The 1,126-nt window shown below is 27.4% G+C and carries 1 protein-coding gene; it reads left to right on the forward strand.

The window, feature by feature from the left end; translation table 11 throughout:
* The first annotated feature begins 461 nt into the window (after positions 1 to 461).
* Positions 462 to 917, forward strand: coding sequence for a hypothetical protein (locus tag ACGH4F_RS09635; RefSeq protein ID WP_267380495.1), 456 nt, complete (start codon positions 462 to 464; stop codon positions 915 to 917).
* Positions 918 to 1,126: the final 209 nt, after the last annotated feature.

The raw sequence follows: 1,126 nt of genomic DNA on the forward strand, positions 1-1,126 counted from the left end.
TTTAACAAAACTATTGAATTAATTAAATAACATATCTTTATAAATTATCAATCATATTGCATCTAATTAACCCAAAGTTACCTTGATATAAAACTAAAATTATCTACAAATTTTACGCAATTCATTTCACTCCTCTTTCAATAAAAAAGCTATTTAATTAGCTGGAAATCTATGATTAATTAAAATCAATTGGGATGATAACTGGGTAATACAGTTAATATTAACGCTGATGGTGTTTTGATAAAAAGCTAAATTGATTCAATATAGTTTAATAAACTAACTAAAGAGATAAAAAAATTATTACTGTAGAATTGAGTAAAACAGTTTGGGGGATTAAAAAAATATTGAAATTTAACGATTATCGGTCTAACATAAAAACAGGTTAGTCTAATTCACAATGATGAATTATATAACTACCTACTGGTGAAGTAATTCACATGCCTAATTAAAAAAATTGCATTATGTCAGATTGTAAAATCATCGGATTTTTATCCGAAAACAGTGAAAGGGGAGTATCAATAGCAATATTGATGGATCCTGATCGTTCAATTGTTAAATTAGTAGCAATGCGAAACGGCGAACAAATTGAAGGTACCATTGGAGTTGAATTAACTTCAAAGCGTTTTGATAGACTGATAGATGATTATCCTGATCTAAAGAAACGTAAGTATCATGTCTATGGCATGTGTAAAGTGGATTACAATGTATTATATTCTGATACATCTGATGAAACCACAAATGAAATTAGTTCAAATTCTAATGATCATCTACGGATTGAAAATAAAATCGTCGATGCACTTGCAACTACTTTGGCGTTTCTTTTCATAATAGGATTAGTGTGTATTTCTGTTTATCTTATAGGCAAATTCGCACTTGCTATATTAGTGTACATTTTTGACCATTTGAAATTTGATTAATCTAACCAAATAAACCTCAGTTATTTAACTGGGGTTTATTGTTATAGTTTGTTCTTTCATAAATAGTTATCATTATTGCGCAACTAATTAAAATTCTACAGCAAATAAAGACTACGATGAATAAATAGGTTGCTCGTATAAATATGATACTTTTAATAACTTTAAGACTTTTAACAAGTAATCTTTTAAAGATTTAACAAAACTATTGA

The organism is Gilliamella sp. CG35 (genome assembly GCF_046635745.1).
In the GTDB taxonomy this organism is placed as follows: domain Bacteria; phylum Pseudomonadota; class Gammaproteobacteria; order Enterobacterales; family Orbaceae; genus Gilliamella; species Gilliamella apicola_I.